At 50.4% G+C, this 16,105-nt stretch carries 16 protein-coding genes; all 16 read left to right on the plus strand.

All coding sequences use genetic code 11. The annotated features are described in order from the left end of the window. Nucleotides 1-2: 2 nt before the first annotated feature. A complete protein-coding gene (xseA, locus tag PHF27_RS01905; protein WP_300065346.1) occupies nt 3-1,211 on the plus strand; it encodes an exodeoxyribonuclease VII large subunit in 1,209 nt (402 codons plus the stop codon). After that, nucleotides 1,211-1,477, plus strand: a complete 267-nt coding sequence (gene xseB, locus PHF27_RS01910) for an exodeoxyribonuclease VII small subunit (protein WP_300065348.1) — start codon at nt 1,211-1,213, stop codon at nt 1,475-1,477. The genes xseA and xseB overlap by 1 nt, the downstream gene beginning before the upstream one ends. Next, entirely contained in the window at nt 1,477-2,361 is an 885-nt protein-coding gene (locus tag PHF27_RS01915) for a polyprenyl synthetase family protein (RefSeq protein WP_300065350.1), read from the plus strand. The genes xseB and PHF27_RS01915 overlap by 1 nt, the downstream gene beginning before the upstream one ends. 57 nt (nt 2,362-2,418) lie before the next feature. Continuing rightward, nucleotides 2,419-4,326 carry a 1-deoxy-D-xylulose-5-phosphate synthase gene (gene dxs, locus PHF27_RS01920; protein WP_300065352.1) on the plus strand — a complete coding sequence of 636 codons (1,908 nt, stop codon included), beginning with the start codon at nt 2,419-2,421 and terminating at the stop codon, nt 4,324-4,326. Continuing rightward, a complete protein-coding gene (locus tag PHF27_RS01925; protein WP_300065354.1) occupies nt 4,323-5,135 on the plus strand; it encodes a TlyA family RNA methyltransferase in 813 nt (270 codons plus the stop codon). Before dxs ends, PHF27_RS01925 begins: the two co-directional genes overlap by 4 nt. A gap of 12 nt (nt 5,136-5,147) precedes the next feature. Next, nucleotides 5,148-6,014 carry an NAD(+)/NADH kinase gene (locus PHF27_RS01930; RefSeq protein WP_300065356.1) on the plus strand — a complete coding sequence of 289 codons (867 nt, stop codon included), beginning with the start codon at nt 5,148-5,150 and terminating at the stop codon, nt 6,012-6,014. Further along, complete coding sequence (locus PHF27_RS01935) at nt 5,998-6,564, plus strand: class I SAM-dependent methyltransferase (RefSeq protein WP_300065358.1); 567 nt, start codon at nt 5,998-6,000, stop codon at nt 6,562-6,564. The genes PHF27_RS01930 and PHF27_RS01935 overlap by 17 nt, the downstream gene beginning before the upstream one ends. A gap of 378 nt (nt 6,565-6,942) precedes the next feature. Beyond that, nucleotides 6,943-7,392: an arginine repressor gene (gene argR, locus PHF27_RS01940; protein ID WP_018703176.1), complete on the plus strand. Its 450-nt coding sequence runs from the start codon at nt 6,943-6,945 to the stop codon at nt 7,390-7,392. Nucleotides 7,393-7,404: 12 nt separating this feature from the next. After that, nucleotides 7,405-9,090 carry a DNA repair protein RecN gene (recN, locus tag PHF27_RS01945; RefSeq protein ID WP_300065361.1) on the plus strand — a complete coding sequence of 562 codons (1,686 nt, stop codon included), beginning with the start codon at nt 7,405-7,407 and terminating at the stop codon, nt 9,088-9,090. 104 nt (nt 9,091-9,194) lie between these two features. Further along, the gene (locus PHF27_RS01950; protein ID WP_300065363.1) at nt 9,195-9,866 is read left to right on the plus strand and encodes a hypothetical protein; all 672 of its coding nucleotides are present in this window, start codon (nt 9,195-9,197) and stop codon (nt 9,864-9,866) included. Between the two features lie 87 nt (nt 9,867-9,953). Next, on the plus strand, nt 9,954-10,493 hold the full coding sequence (locus PHF27_RS01955; protein ID WP_300065365.1) for an NUDIX hydrolase: 540 nt from the start codon (nt 9,954-9,956) through the stop codon (nt 10,491-10,493). After that, on the plus strand, nt 10,490-11,662 hold the full coding sequence (locus PHF27_RS01960) for an endonuclease Q family protein (RefSeq protein ID WP_300065367.1): 1,173 nt from the start codon (nt 10,490-10,492) through the stop codon (nt 11,660-11,662). Before PHF27_RS01955 ends, PHF27_RS01960 begins: the two co-directional genes overlap by 4 nt. Before the next feature lie 116 nt (nt 11,663-11,778). Next, nucleotides 11,779-12,666 (plus strand): site-specific tyrosine recombinase XerD, encoded by an 888-nt coding sequence (gene xerD / locus PHF27_RS01965; RefSeq protein WP_300065369.1) that lies wholly within the window; start codon nt 11,779-11,781, stop codon nt 12,664-12,666. 100 nt (nt 12,667-12,766) lie between these two features. Next, nucleotides 12,767-13,954: a phosphopentomutase gene (locus PHF27_RS01970; protein ID WP_300065371.1), complete on the plus strand. Its 1,188-nt coding sequence runs from the start codon at nt 12,767-12,769 to the stop codon at nt 13,952-13,954. Continuing rightward, complete coding sequence (locus PHF27_RS01975) at nt 13,951-15,282, plus strand: thymidine phosphorylase (protein WP_300065373.1); 1,332 nt, start codon at nt 13,951-13,953, stop codon at nt 15,280-15,282. Before PHF27_RS01970 ends, PHF27_RS01975 begins: the two co-directional genes overlap by 4 nt. 78 nt (nt 15,283-15,360) lie before the next feature. After that, complete coding sequence (locus tag PHF27_RS01980) at nt 15,361-16,101, plus strand: WecB/TagA/CpsF family glycosyltransferase (protein ID WP_300065375.1); 741 nt, start codon at nt 15,361-15,363, stop codon at nt 16,099-16,101. Nucleotides 16,102-16,105 lie beyond the last annotated feature (4 nt).

A 16,105-nucleotide genomic window follows, 5' to 3' on the forward strand; every position in this document is an offset into this window, starting at 1 on the left:
CCATGGGAATTTTGACAGTCAGCGACGTGACTGCCTATGTTAAGCGTTGGATGGACAAGGACGCTCTCCTCTCTTCCGTGTACGTGCGGGGAGAGGTTTCCAATTTTAAGCGTCATTCCTCCGGCCACTGCTACTTTACCTTAAAAGATGCAGGCGCGGTATTGCGTGCGGTTCTTTTTCGCAGTCGCGCACAATATTTGAAATTTGAGCCGCAAAACGGCATGCAGGTTATTGTCAGCGGTCGCCTAAGCGTTTTTGAAAGAGACGGACAATATCAGCTGTATGGTGATCGTATGACACCGGACGGCATTGGCGAGCTGAGTCTTGCTTATGCGCAATTGAAGGACAAGCTGGAACGCGAGGGCTTGTTTCAAAAAGAAAAAAAACGTCCGTTGCCGCTATTGCCGCGAGCAGTAGGCATCATTACTTCCCCAACAGGAGCCGCTGTACGCGACATTCGCACCGTGGCTAAACGTCGCTTTGCCGGCATTCCCCTTATTTTATCTCCTGTTGCAGTGCAAGGACCGGCTGCTGCTGGAGAAATTACGGCAGCCATTCGCCTGTTGGCGTCGCATCCGTTGATTGACGTGCTTATCGTCGGTCGAGGAGGCGGTTCCATTGAAGAACTCTGGGCTTTCAACGAAGAGATCGTCGTAAGAGCTATTGCCTCGTCACCTATTCCGGTCATTTCCGCAGTGGGTCATGAGACCGATTTTACACTGGCTGATTTTGCAGCGGATATGCGGGCGGCAACGCCTTCGCAAGCGGCAGAATTTGCCGTTCCGGATCGTGTGGAATTGGAGCGGCGTTTGCAGCAAGGACAATTTCGCTTGCGCCAAGCTCTTGCTAACGATTTATTGCGCCGAAAGCAGCACTTGCGCCAACTTTGGAAAGCCTCCGTATTTACCAAGCCGGAACGGCTGTTGGCGCCGCAACGACAAAGCTTAGATGGCTTGCAAGAACGTCTCGTACGGGCTGCAGCAAGGCAATGTGAGGAAAAAAGGCGGCAATGGCTGCTGGTTTCTCAAAAGCTGGCGCTTTTAAACCCCTTGGGCATGCTGCAACGCGGTTACGCTTTTTTAAGCCTTGAAGAAACGGGCGAGCCTATCCGGTCCGTTGAGCAAGTGTTCGTTGACTCTCAGCTTAACGCTCGTGTGCAAGACGGCGCTTTGCGTCTGCGTGTCATGGAAATAAAAAGAGGTGACAGTTGATGGCCAGAGCTAAAAAAGAAGTTCAAGAACCTTTAAAATTCGAAACTGCCATGGAGAAATTGGAAGACTTGGTGGAAAAGCTGGAACGAGGCGAGCTGTCTTTAGAAGAAGCGCTGAAAAGCTATCAGGACGGTATGGAGCTGGCGGCTGTTTGCCATAAACATTTGCAACAGGCGGAAGCAGTATTGAATGATTCCGTAGTTACGCAGGAAGACGGCGTTATCAAGGCAAGTCCCTGGACAACGCCACAGGAGGATGTTGAGTAATGTGGAAAACCTATTGCAACGAACGCATCACGTTAATCGAAGAAGCATTAAGTCATTGGATTCCTGCGCAAGAGGGGCTTCTAAAGTTTCTTTTTGAATCCATGCGCTACAGTCTTTTTGCCGGAGGCAAGCGCCTGCGCCCGGTTTTACTGATGGCGGCGGCAGATGCAGTGGGCGGCGAGGGCCGGCGGTATTTGCGCGTAGCCTGCGCTTTGGAAATGATACATACATATTCTCTGATTCATGACGATTTACCGGCCATGGATAATGACGACTATCGTCGGGGTAAGCTTACCAATCATAAGGTGTTTGGCGAGGGAATGGCAATTTTAGCGGGCGACGGTCTTTTGACGGCCGCCTTTGAACAAATGCTGCTCCAAGAAGAGGTGGATGCTGCCTGCCTGACCCAAGTGGTAAGAGAAATTGCTGCTGCAGCTGGTCCGGCCGGCATGGTCGGCGGGCAAGCGGTTGATCTGGCTGCTAGCGGCCAAGCTCAACCTTTAAACCAGGAAGAACTGCGTTTTATGCATCGCGCGAAAACCGGAGCGTTGTTCCGGGCCGCCCTGCGCGGCGGCGGTTTGTTAGCAGGCGCTACACAGGAGCAATTGGCCGCTTTGACTGTTTATGCTGAGGAATTTGGCTTGGCCTTTCAAATTACCGATGATATTTTGGATGTCACCGGCGACGAAGCTACAATCGGCAAACCTGTAGGCAGCGATGAACGCAATGAAAAAGAAACCTATGTGTCTTTATATTCGCTGGACGGCGCCCGCCGCATGGCGGAAGAAAGCGTACAGCGCGCGTTAACGGCAATAGAAATCTTTGGTGCAGAAGCCGATGTGCTGCGAAGTTTGGCTTCGTATCTTGTATCAAGGGAAAAATAGCATGCAGGTTTGTTGCGAGTAGTTTTTACACTTGCTGTAGAAAGAAGGGACTTTCTTTTGCATTATCCGTTTCTTGATTCCATTCGCTCCCCCCGGGATATGAAAGGGTTTTCCTTACGGCAATTGGAAAAATTAGCCGTAGAAATTCGCCAGCTTCTGGTGGAAACCGTTTCTCATACGGGCGGCCATTTGGCGCCTAACCTGGGCGTGGTAGAATTGACTTTGGCTTTGCATAAAGTGTTCGATACGCCTCATGACAAAATCGTCTGGGACGTAGGACATCAAGCATATGTCCATAAACTTTTAACAGGGCGGCGTGAGCAGTTTCATACGCTACGCCAAAAAGGCGGGCTCAGCGGCTTTCCCAAGCCTTGTGAAAGTCCCCACGACGCGTTTGGAACCGGGCATTCCAGCACGTCTATTTCGGCTGCCTTGGGGATGGCTTTGGCTCGGGACATGAACAAAGAAACCCACCAAGTTGTAGCCGTCATCGGTGACGGCTCTATGACCGGCGGGGAGTCCTTTGAGGCGTTAAACCATGCAGGACATCTCAAGACCAATATGATTGTTGTATTAAACGACAATGAAATGTCCATTGCCAAAAACGTAGGCGCTTTGTCCTCCTATTTGGCAAAAATGCGGGTAGCTCCCACTTATACGCGGGTCAAGCAGGATGTCGAATTTTTGCTCAAACGCATTCCTGCCATCGGTGAGAGCATGCTGAAGACCGCGGAACGATTCAAGGACAGCGTCCGTTACATGCTGGTTCCGGGGATGCTTTTTGAAGAACTTGGGTTTACCTATTTAGGTCCTATAGACGGTCATGACCTGCCTCTTTTGATGGAAATGCTGGAAAAAGCCCGCGATTTAGGAGGGCCTGTCCTCATTCATGCGCTAACGCAAAAGGGAAAAGGCTATGCGCCGGCGGAAAATCATGCAGACCGTTTTCACGGGGTCGGCCCTTTTTGCATTGATTCTGGCGAAGTGATCCATTGCGCCGGAGCGCCTTCCTATACAGAAGTGTTTGGCAATACTCTTGTCGAGTTGGCGCAGCAGGATAAGGCAATTGTCGCCATTACAGCGGCCATGCCCGGGGGAACCGGCTTAAAAAGCTTCTCGCAAAAATATCCAGAGCGCTTCTTTGATGTAGGAATTGCCGAACAACATGCCTTGACCTTAGCGGCTGGCATGGCTACGCAAGGGAAAAAACCGGTTGTAGCGCTGTACTCCACCTTTGCGCAGCGCGCTTATGATCAAATTCTTCACGACGTCTGCCTGCAAAAATTGCCGGTAGTTCTGGCCTTAGACCGTGCAGGCTTGGTGGGGGAGGATGGCCCGACTCATCATGGCGTCTTTGACTATTCCTTTTTACGGCACATCCCGGACATATGCGTCATGGCGCCGAAAGACGAAGGCGAACTGCGTCAGATGCTTTATGCCGCTTTTCAATGGAATCGCACCGTTGCTTTGCGTTACCCTCGCGGCTGCGGTCTGGGCGCTTCCTTGAACAGGCCATTGGAACCAATGGCGCTGGGGAAAGCGGAAGAGTTGGCTTTTGGCGAGGATGTCAGCATTTGGGCGGCTGGTACGATGGTAGCGCCAGCTGTAGAGGCAGCGCAAAAATTAGCTGCCGAAGGCATTCGAGCCAGTGTAGTTAACGCTCGCTTTGTAAAACCTTTGGACGAAAAATTGCTGACCCGCTTGGCCCAAGAATGCGGCCGCATTGTTACGGTAGAGGAAAATGCCTTAGCTGGCGGCTTTGGCAGCGCGGTTTTAGAATTTTTGGAACAGCAGGAACTCTACGATCTCCCTGTGCTGCGCCTGGGTATTCCTGATGCCTTTATTCCCCATGGCAAACGTCAGACGCTATTGCAGGAACTGGGTCTTGACGCTGCAGGCATTGCTGCAAAAGTGCGCAAGTTTGTTAAACAGGGAAAAGAATTGACGGAAGAAGGCCTTGCATGAAGAAAGAACGTCTGGACGTTCTGCTGGTCACAAAGGGGCATTTCCCCAGCAGAGAACGCGCTCGAGCTGCGATTATGGCCGGCATGGTACTAGCAAATGAGCAAAAAATAGAAAAGCCAGGTACTACGGTACCTGAAGACGCCACAATTCGCATTCTTGGAGACTCCATCGGCTATGTCAGCCGCGGCGGACTTAAGCTGGAAAAAGCGTTGCAGCATTTTTCACTGGATCTCAGAGGTAAAGTCATGGCCGATGTCGGAGCTTCTACAGGCGGATTTACCGACTGCGCCTTAAAACGCGGCGCAGTCAAGGTATACGCCATAGATGTCGGCTATGGACAATTGGCTTGGTCGCTGCGTACTGATGAGCGCGTTGTCAATATGGAACGCACCAACGTCCGGAATTTGACAGCGGATTCGCTGGGAGAAAAGGTTGACTTTATTTCCATAGATGTCGCTTTTATTTCCCTTGATAAAGTACTGCCCGTGGTACGGCAGCTTTTAGCTTCGCCTCATGGTGAAGTAATCGCTTTAATTAAACCTCAGTTTGAAGCTGGCCGCGAGCATGTTGGCAAAAAAGGCGTTGTCCGTGATCCGGATATTCATAAGCAAGTGATTCAAAAGGTATTGCAAACAGCGAGGCAAATTGGCTTTACCCCATTAGGCCTGACCTTTTCACCGATTAAAGGACCGGAAGGAAACATCGAATATTTGCTGCACTTGGGAGTTTCCGAAGAAACGGCAGCGGAAGACGTAAATGTGGACGCCATTGTGCACGAGGCTCATACGCATTTAAAAGAAACTCGCTAAGGAGGCTGCGGCATGCTGCGAATCGGTATATTCCCTAATAAAAATAAACCGTTAGCCAGAAACATTTTAAATACACTGCTGCAGCTGATCACAGAACGAGGCGGCCAAGGCCTGCTGCCGGAATCTTTAGGGACCGAATGGCTGGGAGACCAGGTTGCTTGCCCTGATGAAACTTTGCGAGAACAGATTGACGTGGCGATTACCCTGGGCGGCGACGGAACCTTGCTTAGCGTTTCCAGAAGGCTGGCTTGCAGCGGCATACCTATTTTGGGAATTAACCTGGGACAACTTGGCTTTCTGGCGGATGTAGAGGTAGCGGAGCTGACCCAAAGCATGGATTGCCTTTTTTCAGGCAAGTATACGCTGCAGCAGCGCACTATGGTGGAAGCATGGGTGGAACGAAGCACAGAGCGGGAGTTTCTTTCTTACGCTATGAATGAAGTAGTAGTAACCAAAAGCGGCTTTTCCCGTTTGATCGATTTAGAAATAGCTATGAAATGCGAACCTGTGACCAAATTCTCCGCCGACGGCGTGATCGTCGCTACGCCAACAGGTTCCACCGGATATTCGCTCTCTGCAGGAGGCCCTATTGTACATCCTGAACTAGATGTGCTGCTATTGACGCCAATCTGCTCAAATACGCTGCATGCAAGACCCTTTGTCATTCCCGGACATGAAGAGCTGTGCATCCGGGTTCCTGCGCCGCAAGGAGATATTTTGGTTACCGCCGACGGGCAAAACGGGTATCATGTACAACCGGGAGAAGCCATCTGTATTCGTCGCGCTTCAGCCAAAACGCCATTTATTCGCTTGCCGGGAACCTCCTATTACGAGGCGTTGCGCCGCAAACTCTGGAGAAATTATGAAGATCGCGATTAACGGTCTTGCCATCTGGCAGTCCCTGTTTTTGTCCAAACTTACTTCGGTTCGTTTGGCTGTAGACGCTACTGCCGGCAACGGCTATGACACGTTGTTCTTGGCCGCCCATACGCAGCCAGACTGTCGCATCTGGGCTTTGGACATTCAAGCACAGGCGCTGGAAAAAACAAAGACGCGTTTGACAGAAGCTCATTTGGAGGATAAAGTATTTCTTTGCCGCCACAGCCATGCGGAGCTGCTGAAAGTCATTCCAGAACCGCCTGATTGTATCGTTTTTAATCTTGGCTATTTGCCGGGAGGCGACCATACTATGACGACGCAAGCGGCTACCACGCTGCCGGCGTTGGGACAGGCGCTGCAGCTGTTGCGTCCCGGCGGCTGGTGCAGCGTTATGATGTATCCAGGCCATGAAGCTGGCAAAATGGAACGGGAGCTTCTTCTTACCTGGGCGTCCTCCTTGGAGCGTACGTCAGCCAGCGTTAGTCATTGGCATATGGTGAATCATCAAGAAGGCGCTCCAGAGCTGCTCTTGTTAGAAAAGCCTTGTTAGAATGAGAACGGCACAGGAGTAGAGGGAGTAAAGTGAGTAAATAGAGGGTACGCCGAAGGTCCATAATGGAACCTTCGGTTTTTAAATATACTCTTCATAGCCAGCTTTTCCGCTCTGTAGGCCGTCTTGCTTCAATGAAATTCTAAAATACAATACCTGGGCCCTCCAACGTGCCCTCACTCTACTCCTTTTACTCCTGTAAAAAAGCCGTACCCATCTGGCTTTTTTCTGTTCTCTGAGTTCCTTTTCTATTGAATAAACCATCACTGCCGCGCTCTTTTTCTGGATAAATATTCATTTATAAGGTACACTATAAACAAAGAATGTTATTTGTGATTATTGGGGCTTCTTAAAGATGGAGAAAGAGGTGCAAGGGCAGTGAAAATATTACGTCATGCGAAAATCAAGGAAATCGTTGAACAACAAGTAATCGAAACTCAAGAGGAGCTGGCGGAGTCTCTGCGCAGCCATGGCATCGAAGTAACGCAGGCTACGGTATCCCGGGATATTAAGGAACTGCGTCTGATCAAAGTCCCCACTGGCGATGGTCGTTATCGCTATGCCTACCCGATGGAACAAAGCTTGCTTTTTTCTCAATCCCGCATGGAGCGGATGTTTCGCGATTCCGTAGTAGCCATTGATTACAGCGAGAATATTATCGTTTTAAAAACCTTGCCAGGAGGCGGGCAAGCGGTAGCCGCCACCATCGACCATGCTAAATGGCCGGAAGTTATCGGCACCGTAGCTGGCGATGACAATATTTTAGTAGTGGTTAAACCCGCGCAAGCGGCGCCGACTGTTGCGGATCGTTTCCGAGGACTTCTCTAGAGGTGTCTAAAGATGTTAAAACGTTTAGGAGTTACTCAGTTTGCTATTATTGAACAAGCTTCCCTTTCTTTTACAACTGGCTTCAATGTACTCACAGGTGAGACAGGCGCCGGCAAATCCATCTTAATTGATGCCTTGAACGCCGTTTTAGGCGGCAGAGCCTCTTTGGAATGGGTCCGCCAAGGGGCCGAAGCATTTCGCGTGGAAGCTGTTTTTTCTCAACCCTGGGGGGAAGAAGTGGAGTCCCTCTTAAAGGAACAAGAAATTCCTCATGACGAAGAAGAGCTTATTCTTGTGCGGCGCTACAGCACCTCCGGGAAAAGCCGCTCTTTAATCAATGGCTGTCAAGTTCCTTTAGCCGTATTGCGCCAACTGGGCCTGCTGCTGGCGGATATGCATGGACAGCATGAAAATCAAACGGTTCTTGACTCGGCCTTTCAAAGGTCCCTTTTGGATTCGTTTGCACCGGAAATGATGCAGCTTCTTGGTTCTTACAAGCAATTGTACGATCGTTGGACGGCTATGGCTGCAGAAAAAAGAAAATTGGCAGCCCAAGAGCAAGAACGGGAACAGCGTTTAGATCTCTTGCGCTGGCAGCTTCAAGAAATCAGTCAGGCTGCGTTGCAAAAAGGTGAAGATCAAGAATTGGCGCAACAAGAAAAGCGCCTTGCTAATGCGGAAAAGTTGGCCGCTTCGTTGGAACGAGCGGTTTTACAGTTGAATGGAAACGAGGAAGAGACGCCTGGGGCTTTGGCGTTGCTGTATAAAACTCGCCAAGAATTGGAGCAAGTCAATCGTTTTGATGATTGTCAAGAACAATGCAAAGTTCTAGATGATTTTTTATACCAATTGGAAGATGTTTCTGCTGTATTGCGTGAGCGCTTAGAAGAAATAGAATACAACCCGCAAAAGCTGGCCAAAATACAGGAACGCCTTTCTTTGCTGCAAAAGTTCAAACGCAAATACGGTCCGGAATTGGAAGACGTTTTAAACTATGCAGCCCAGGCGCAAGAAGAACTGGATTCCTTGCTTTCAGGGGAAGGCCGCTTAACGGAGCTAAGTCGCGAATGTGAGGCGGCACAGGAAGAAGCCTGGATGCAAGCGCGTCTGCTGCACGCAAAACGGCGGCAGGCAGCTCCTTTGTTGGAAGAAAATTTAGCGGCTCACTTGCAGGATCTTGGTATGACGCCAACGCTGCAATTTGCTATTGATGAAACGTCAGAACTAGGACCGGACGGTTGTGATCGCGTGGAATTGTTGTTTTCGGCCAATGCGGGAGAAGCGCCAAAGGCCTTGCAAAAAATCGCCTCCGGCGGCGAGCTTTCGCGTTTGGCGCTTGCTATCAAATCAGTCGGCGCCGCTTGCAGCGGTACGCCAACTATGATTTTTGACGAAATCGACAGCGGCCTTGGCGGCCGGGCGGCTCAGCAAGTGGCGGACAAGATTGCCGCCATCGCCCAGAACAAACAAGTGTTATGCATTACTCACCTGCCGCAGTTGGCTCTTGTTGCCGACCGTCACATTCACCTGGTGAAAGAAATGGTGGACGGGCGCACGCAAACACGACCAGTCCGTTTGGAAGAATTTGAACGTGTAAACGAATTGGCGCGCATGTTCTACGGAGATGCGGTAACGCCGGAGCTTCTTTCCGCTACAGCCCGCTTATTGGAACAATATCAGCAACAGGATAAAAAATAAGCATTTTCAGCTCCTGCATTATGCAGGAGCTTCTTTCAACAGGAAGAACTTTTATAGTTTGATAGGGAAACGTTTCTTAGGAGCAAGATAGAGGAGGAAAAACGATGCAGGAAGAACAACGCATTCGTATTTTTATTGGAGAGTTCGGCAGCGGCAAAACCGAACTGGCTCTAAACTACAGCGCCTGGCTGCGCGAGCAAGGTTTGAAAACGGCTGTAGTCGATTTAGATGTAGTAAAGCCATATTTTCGCACCCGCGAAAGCCAACAATGGCTGATGCAAAAAGAGATTGAGCTGGTAGCGCCGGAAACGCGTTTCGCACACAGTGATTTGCCGATATTGCCGCCGCAATTTCAGCGGGTAGCTGCTGATACATCGTACCAGGTTGTAGTTGACGTAGGCGGAGGCGATGCAGCCATTGCGTTGGGGCAATATCAGAAGATGCTGGAACAGCAAGGTTATGAGGCGTGGATGATCATTAATACGCGCCGTCCTTTTACACAGTCTGTTGCAGAAATTTGTCAGCGCTCCCAGGAAATTACCAACGTTGCTAAGCTGCAGCTTAGCGGCTTAGTATGTAATACCAATCTGGGCGCGGAAACAACCTGGGCGGAAGTGGAAGAGGGGATCGCCCTTGTCGAACAAGCCGCCCAAGAATTATCTTTGCCTTTGCGCATGGTCGTTGTACCCCAGTGGCTTGCGGAAAAAGCCGCTGCGTTGCCGCACCGCGTTTTTGTTTTGGAGCCGCAGACACGCTATCCTTGGATGGAAATTTAATTTTAAGGAGTCTTTGCTTTACTCATAATTCACGCCAAAACGGCTCTGAGCTAAGCAGTAATGATTCAAGAGAAGAGGTTATTGTCGATGAATTTAAGAGAAGAACAAATTGCTTCTAAAAATGTTTTTGTCGGGCGCATGCTGCATGTGCAGGTAGATGATGTGCGTCTGCCGGACGGGAGGAAGGCTACGCGCGAATTGGTGCGGCATCCCGGGGCGGCTGCGGTTGTACCGGTACTGCCGGACGGACGGATCGTACTGGTTCAACAGTTCCGTTATCCTTTAGGGCGGGAAACGCTCGAAATCCCGGCAGGCAAGCTGGAACCAGGGGAAGATCCTCAAGAATGCGTATTGCGTGAACTTCAAGAGGAAGCTGGCTATAAAGCGGAAGTCATCAAGCATCTTTCTACGATTTGCACGGCTCCTGGTTTTACGGATGAAGTGATTCATCTCTATGAAGCCAGCCAATTACAGCCAAGCCAGCTGCAGCCGGATGATGATGAGTTCTTACAGGTGCAGGTATTCACGCCGGAAGAAATAAGGAAGATGATTCATTCCGGTGAAATTGAAGACGCAAAAACCATCGTATCGCTGCTTCTCTATGGCGCTAACGGAGGGAGTCTATGAATCCCATATACGGGGACTTGCATATTCATGTGGGAAAGGCGCAAGGACGCTGGGTGAAAATTCCTACATCCAAGAACCTCACCAGCGAAAATATTTTAGCAGAAGCCGCCCAGCGTAAAGGACTGCAGCTAATCGGCATTGTCGATGTGCTCAGTCCCTGGGTGGATGCCGATTGGCAGCAGTTGCTGGACGAAGGACGTCTGCGGTTGCTTCCAGGAGGCGGCTATCGCTACGAAGAGGCGCTGACGCTGCTGCCGGGAGCGGAAATTGAAACAGCCGAAGCAGACGGCTCTTTGGCGCATACACTTTTATTTCTGCCAAGTCTCGCGGAAATTAGGCAATTGCGTAAACTCTTGACTTCTCATATACGCAATCTTCATCTTAGCTCCCAGAATGCGCATCTTTCTTTAACGCAACTTTTGGAGCTGACTCATCCCCTAGAGCCTATTGTCATTCCCGCCCATGTTTTTACGCCGCACAAAAGCCTTTTCGGCTGCTGCACGAATCGTCTAGCTCAGTTATTACCGGAAAAACAGCTTTCTTGGCTGGATGCCATTGAACTGGGCTTAAGCGCCGATACTTTTTTGGCGGATTGCCTGCAAGAATTGAGCGGTTACACATTTTTGAGTAATTCAGACGCACATTCTTTGGATAAAATTGCCAGAGAATATAATGTTTTTTCTTTAAGGCAAATCGATTTTTCGTGTTTTCGCCAGGCTTTGCGCCGCCAGGGAGAAAATAAAATCCTAGCCAACTACGGTCTGGATCCTCAGCTGGGTAAATACTATCGCACCGTTTGCACCCAATGCGGCGCCCTCTGGGAGGCAGGGCAGAGCCAATGCGCCTGCAGCTGCCAACGCAGCACCAGAGGCGTCTGGGAACGTATCCAAGCGATTGCTGATTGGACGAAGCCGCAGCATCCCGAACATCGTCCGCCTTATTATCACCAGATCCCGCTTTCCTTTGTGCCGGGCTTGGGTCCAAAAACCAAAACACAGTTGCTTCGGGCGTTTGGCAGCGAAATGAAGGTATGCCACGAGTCCAGCCTACGGGAGCTGACTGCTGTGCTGGGAGAACGAAAAGCTAAAAACCTTTGGCAGGTGCTGCAACGGGAAATAACGTTCGCCCAAGGAGGAGGCGGCTCTTATGGTCGCGTACATTTATCATAAATTTAGAATTATGTAAAAGGATTTTTCTTACAAACAGAGAATATACATAATATTATAGCTTTTAAGGTTTTTGATCCAAAGAGGCTCAGCAGAATAATGCGAAAAGGGTGGTGGCAATGGAGAATTATGTGCAGCATTTCATTTCGTATTTAGCGAGCGAACGGGGGTTGGCCCAAAATACGCTGGAATCCTACGGCAGGGATTTACGGTACTTCCAGCAGTATTTAGAAAACAACCGGCTTACCTTCGCCACTGGCTCCACAAACGAAATTATCCGCACCTACCTGGATGAACTCAAAAAACAGGGGAAGGCTGTTTCCACAATTTCTCGCAATTTAGCTGCACTCAAATCCTTTTACCAATATCTGCTGAAGGAACAGCATCTAGATGCGGATCCGGCATCGAAAATTGAATCGCCTAAGTTGGAAAAAAAGCTTCCTCAAGTACTCAGCGTACAACAGGTGGAATTGCTGTTGAAACAGCCTAATATCAATCTGCCCGCTGGTTTGCGCGATAAAGCCATGTTGGAACTGCTTTACGCCACAGGCATTCGGGTATCAGAATTGATAACTATCAATGTAAATGATGTAAATTTGGAACTTGGCTATATTAAATGCTTTGGCCGAGGCGCCAAAGAGCGTGTTGTGCCGCTGGGTTCTATCGCCTCCAAGTGCGTAACTCAGTATTTGCGTAAAGGTCGTACGGCGTTGGTACGAAGCAAACAAGAAGAAGCTATGTTTGTCAACCACCATGGCCGACGCTTAACGCGGCAGGGCTTTTGGAAAATCATTAAAAAATACGCCTTAGAGGCTCAGATTGACCAAAAAATCACGCCTCATACGCTGCGCCACTCTTTTGCTACTCATTTGCTGGAAAACGGCGCAGATTTGCGTTCGGTTCAGGAAATGCTGGGGCATGCGGATATCTCTACTACCCAGATTTATACACATGTCACTAAAAATCGTCTTAAAGAGGTTTATGACAAGGCCCACCCGCGGGCTTGAAAAAGAGTCGCGCTAAAAACGCAGCTAGGCAGGGCCGACGCAGACTGTTTGTCAGTTTGCCAAGGCTCTGTCCTGTTTTATGACATAAGGAGGAACAAGCATGTTTCGACGTATATTTTTGGTAGTTCTCGATAGTGTCGGTATTGGCGCGCTTCCTGATGCGCCTCGTTACGGCGATGCGGGAGCCCATACCTTGGGACATGTCGCCGCAGCGGCAAAAGGACTGCATTTGCCGCAACTGCAACGACTTGGCCTGGGACTGATTGATAAATTGCAGGGAATTCCTCCCTGCGATCATCCATTGGCGTCCTACGGAAAAATGGCCGAACGCTCCGTTAACAAGGACACTACGAGCGGTCATTGGGAATTGGCAGGCACTCCTGTAATGGAAGCGTTTCCCGTTTACCCGCAAGGCTTTCCAGAAGAAATTACCGCGCCTTTCTGTCAGCATATTGGCCGCGGCATTTTAGGAAACAAAGCGGCTTCCGGTACGGTAATCATTGAAGAATTGGGAGAAGAACATCTGCGCACTGGCTTTCCTATTGTCTATACTTCCGCGGACAGCGTGTTTCAGATTGCAGCGCACGAAGAAGTAGTGCCTCTGGAACAATTATATGAATGGTGCCAAATAGCGCGTCAAGAAATTCTGATAGGCAAGCATGCTGTAGGGCGGGTTATTGCCAGACCTTTCATAGGAACTCCCGGTCAGTTTTCGCGTACGCCTCACAGGCATGACTACAGTCTGCCTATGCCGCAGCCGAATTTATTCAGTCGCCTGACTGCAGGCGGTTTGACAACAGTAGCATTGGGGAAAATCGGGGATATTTACGCTGGTCAAGCCTTCAATCATGCCGAAGGAACGCTAAATAACGAGGATGGTCTGAAAAAATTGCAAACTTGGATTTGTGATCATTCCTGGAGCGGCGTGACGGTTTTAAATTTAGTTGATTTTGACATGCTCTATGGACATCGCAACGACGCTAAGGGCTACGCGGCCGCTTTAGAAGCGGTAGATCACCATCTGGCGAAACTTTTGCCACAGCTTTCCGGGGATGATTTGCTGCTGCTCACGGCGGACCACGGCTGCGACCCGCTACATCCCGGCACGGACCACACGCGCGAATATGTGCCGCTGCTGGCTTATTCTTCGCAGCGGATTGGAGCTTCTCTGGGGACTCGCAACACTTTTGCGGATGTGTCGGCTACCATTCTGGAAAATTTCCGCTTGGAGCCGTTGGCAGAGGGGCTTAGTTTTCTTAACTTGCTGCAAGGGAGATACCCCGCATGAAATCAATGACACAACTGATTACCGATAAAAAAGCAGGCCAGGCGCATACGGAAGAAGAACTGCAATGGCTTGTGGAAAACTATACAAATGACGGCATTCCTGATTATCAAATGTCCGCCTGGCTGATGGCAGTCTGCTGGCAGGGGATGACTTTTGACGAAACGAAGGCGCTCACTTTAGCTATGATGCGCTCCGGGACCTGTCTGCAGTTGCACAGTGTAGGCAGACCTCTGATAGATAAGCACAGTACCGGCGGCGTGGCCGATACGACCACACTGGTGCTCGCGCCCCTATTGGCAGCAGCCGGCGCTGGGGTTGCGAAAATGTCGGGCAGAGGACTTGGCTTTACCGGCGGCACCATTGATAAACTGGAATCCATTCCTGGCTTTAGCGCCACTTTACAAGAAGAGCAGTTTCTGGCGCTTTTGCAAAAGCAAGGGCTGGCGTTAACCGCGCAAAGCGCCTCCATTGCGCCGGCAGACGGAAAAATGTACGCCCTGCGGGATGTTACGGCTACTGTTGACAGCCTGCCGCTCATTGCCGCTTCGATTATGAGTAAAAAATTGGCCGCTGGCGCTGAGCATATCTTACTGGATGTCAAAGTAGGCCAGGGAGCATTCATGCAAACCAAAGAAGTCGCTGTTGAATTGGCGCGTTACATGGTAGCCATTGGCCTAGGCGCGGGACGCAATGTGAAAGCGGTCCTTACCTCCATGGAGCAGCCTCTGGGCTTAGCAGTCGGCAATGCCTTAGAAGTTGCGGAAGCCATTGAAATTTTACGCGGCCGAGGGCCGTTGCACTTGCGCCAGGTATGCTTGCGCCTGGCGGCGGAAGCGCTCTGCTTGGCAGGAATGGCGAAAACGCAGGGCGAGGCAGATTTACAGCTCACAGCGTTGTTGGATTCGGGCAAGGCGCTGGAATGCTTTCGCCAGTGGATTCTTTCTCAAGGCGGCGCAGATATTGTTGCCACCCCAACGCTGCTGCCGCGGGCGGCCTTAGAGGAAGAACTGCTCAGCCCCTATTCCGGCTATGTACAGCAGATTCAAGCCCGCATCATCGGCGAAGCCTCTGTAGCCTTAGGGGCGGGACGCCGTTATAAAGGAGAAACGTTGGATTTGGCTGCAGGCCTTGTTCTGGCATGCGAGCAGGGAGATTTCGTGCAAAAAGGGCAGAAGCTTGCCACGCTGCATGCCGCTTCCGCCGAAAAAATGGCAGCAGCCATGAAGATGATTGTTGCAGCCTTTGTGCTGAGCGAAACGCCGCCTCTTTCTTATCCTGATGTGCTGGGCTGGGTTGATGCTGACGGTTTTCATGCAGAAGCCGAATAAGGGCCCCTTTTTCGTAGTTGGACGTAGTTCTGGCTTTATGGTAAAATGAATACGAATTTTTGAAACTACGAGGACGCTATGAAGCAAGAACGAAGTTGTATTGCTATTTTGGATATTCCTATTGATCGTTTGGACATGGAACAAGCGGCGAAAAAGGTGCAGAAGTTTACAGAAGAAAGAGATTCCTTTCATTTGGTAGCTACCGCCAATGCGGAAATGATCATGCAGGCGCAAGATGATCCGGAATTAAAAGAAATTCTTCGTTCCGCCGCGCTGGTCGTGCCGGACGGGGCGGGTGTGGTTTGGGCTGCTAAACATTATAATACGCCTTTAAAAGAGAGGGTGGCTGGCTTTGATTTGGCGCAGCGGCTCTTAAGCGACGGCGTAAAGCAGCAATATGGCTTCTTTTTTCTTGGTGCAGCGCCGGGAGTAGCGGAAGCAGCTGCCGCCAGCGCCAGGAAAACGCATCCGAACCTGCGCATTCTCGGCTGCCGGGACGGATTTTTTAAAGAAGAAGATGAAGCAAAGCTGATCGAAGACATTAATGCCTCCGGCGCTACTATTCTTTTTGTGGCTCTGGGCGTGCCCCGCCAGGAGAAATGGCTGCGCCGTCATGCTGCGCAATTGCGTGTGCCTGTAGCTATGGGCGTAGGGGGAACCTTTGACGTCATGGCCGGGCAGGTGACCCGTGCGCCGGAGTGGATGCAAAAAGCCAGCCTGGAGTGGTTGTATCGTCTTTTATGCCAACCAAGCCGTTGCCTGCGAATGCTGGCTTTACCTCGTTTCATTTGGCATGTTTGCAGTAGGAAAAACAGTTAGACAA

Origin of the sequence: Anaeromusa sp., assembly GCF_028691475.1 — a bacterium.
Lineage (GTDB): Bacteria > Bacillota > Negativicutes > Anaeromusales > Anaeromusaceae > Anaeromusa.

Coding starts and splice junctions, on each gene's coding strand:
- PHF27_RS01925 (WP_300065354.1), top strand. CDS start 4,323: ATGAAGAAAGAACGTCTGGACGTTCTGCTGGTCACAAAGGGGCATTTC.
- PHF27_RS01935 (WP_300065358.1), top strand. CDS start 5,998: ATGAAGATCGCGATTAACGGTCTTGCCATCTGGCAGTCCCTGTTTTTG.
- PHF27_RS01950 (WP_300065363.1), top strand. CDS start 9,195: ATGCAGGAAGAACAACGCATTCGTATTTTTATTGGAGAGTTCGGCAGC.
- PHF27_RS01980 (WP_300065375.1), top strand. CDS start 15,361: ATGAAGCAAGAACGAAGTTGTATTGCTATTTTGGATATTCCTATTGAT.
- xseA (WP_300065346.1), top strand. CDS start 3: ATGGGAATTTTGACAGTCAGCGACGTGACTGCCTATGTTAAGCGTTGG.
- PHF27_RS01960 (WP_300065367.1), top strand. CDS start 10,490: ATGAATCCCATATACGGGGACTTGCATATTCATGTGGGAAAGGCGCAA.
- PHF27_RS01970 (WP_300065371.1), top strand. CDS start 12,767: ATGTTTCGACGTATATTTTTGGTAGTTCTCGATAGTGTCGGTATTGGC.
- xerD (WP_300065369.1), top strand. CDS start 11,779: ATGGAGAATTATGTGCAGCATTTCATTTCGTATTTAGCGAGCGAACGG.
- PHF27_RS01975 (WP_300065373.1), top strand. CDS start 13,951: ATGAAATCAATGACACAACTGATTACCGATAAAAAAGCAGGCCAGGCG.
- xseB (WP_300065348.1), top strand. CDS start 1,211: ATGGCCAGAGCTAAAAAAGAAGTTCAAGAACCTTTAAAATTCGAAACT.
- PHF27_RS01955 (WP_300065365.1), top strand. CDS start 9,954: ATGAATTTAAGAGAAGAACAAATTGCTTCTAAAAATGTTTTTGTCGGG.
- PHF27_RS01915 (WP_300065350.1), top strand. CDS start 1,477: ATGTGGAAAACCTATTGCAACGAACGCATCACGTTAATCGAAGAAGCA.
- PHF27_RS01930 (WP_300065356.1), top strand. CDS start 5,148: ATGCTGCGAATCGGTATATTCCCTAATAAAAATAAACCGTTAGCCAGA.
- recN (WP_300065361.1), top strand. CDS start 7,405: ATGTTAAAACGTTTAGGAGTTACTCAGTTTGCTATTATTGAACAAGCT.